This window comes from Candidatus Marinimicrobia bacterium CG08_land_8_20_14_0_20_45_22 (genome assembly GCA_002774355.1).
GTDB lineage: Bacteria > Fidelibacterota > UBA2242 > UBA2242 > UBA2242 > 0-14-0-20-45-22.
The window spans coordinates 1-1,325 of the sequence record PEYN01000201.1; the positions used below are offsets into that span (position 1 = coordinate 1).

2 protein-coding genes are annotated in these 1,325 nt (G+C 50.6%); both read left to right on the forward strand.

The features are described 5' to 3' along the window. Window positions 1-984: hypothetical protein (locus COT43_11460; GenBank protein ID PIS27251.1), on the forward strand; the 984-nt coding region annotated here is incomplete at its 5' end. Window positions 985-1,104: 120 nt separating this feature from the next. Beyond that, window positions 1,105-1,325 (forward strand): divalent metal ion transporter (locus tag COT43_11465; protein ID PIS27252.1); only part of this gene is annotated, 221 nt, incomplete at its 3' end.

The window sequence follows — 1,325 nt, forward strand, 5'->3', positions numbered from 1 at the left end:
GGAATCGCCTATACGATGGGCAGAAACTGGGAAATCAATAATGGTTTTGAAGGCGGCGCGGCGCTCGGTTTGACGTTCGCCGCGATCGGTTTTCTAATCGCGTATTTCGCCGGCGTCGCCATCGTGAACTGGGGGATCAAACGGCGCGAAACCGTCATTATCAAAGGACCCGAAAGCATCACCAAGGACATTCGCACAGGAATCATCAAAGACAAGGAACCGGAAATTGCCGGACGCCTGACGCTGGCTCCCGAGGCGATCGAGCCGCTGGCGTTTCAAGTCGGGTTGATCGGTCTCGTTTACATGGCCACTTACTGGCTAATCTACGGGATTGCGGCGCTGATGATGCGCGGCGGGTTGGGCGAATTCACCGCGACGCTCTGGTCGTTTCATTTCATCATTGCTCTGCTCGTGGCGGTTGGCGTCCGAAAGATTCTGGATGTGACGAAAACCAGTTCGGTCATCGATCTTGGGCTTATGAACCGCGTTTCCGGCGTCTGTGTGGATTATCTTGTCGTCGGCTCCATCGTGGCCATCAGCATGCCGATTATCATCAAATACTGGTCGATCATCTTGATAGCGAGCGCCGCCGCCGGATTGGTGACGTTTTTTCTGTTGCGTTATACGTCGAAACGCGCCTTCGACGATTATCATTTCGAGCGGTTCGTCGGGGTTTTCGGAGAGATGACCGGCACGATCAATTCGGGACTGGTCTTAATCCGGATTGTGGATCCCGATTACAGTTCGCCTGCCGCAGAAGACCTGGCTTATGGCGGCGGGATCGCGCTGTTCATCGGATTTCCGCTCCTGATCCTGCTCAACGCTCCGATGACTTTCCTCGCTTCGTATGGGTTGAAGGGTTACTGGATCACCTTAGGACTGATGTTCGTCTATCTGGTTGTTTTGTGGATCGTCTGGCGGGCAATAGGGTTTATCAAGTTCCGGTTGCCGAAAAAACATGACTCCGTGATGATGAAACAATAAATCGGGCGGATCGTAAAAAAACCGCATCGTTTTTTTCAAATATTGCTTACATTCGCAACGCGCTTTATGAAGAGGTATTGGAAATAGTCTCAACAGAGAATTTCTAATGAAGAGGTCAATATGCTCCGTCGATATAAAATTGTGGAAAGCCGGATTGTTGAATGCAACGAGCCAAACGCTCCGATCCTACAGTTTATCAGTCCGGACGAAAAAGAAAAAAGATGGTTGATCGATGAGTATCTCGTCGATGAACACACACTAAATTCTGCGCTTGATCCGGACGAGCTCTCCCGTCTCGAATACGAACCGAACCATATCGCCATCATTTTTAAACGACCGAA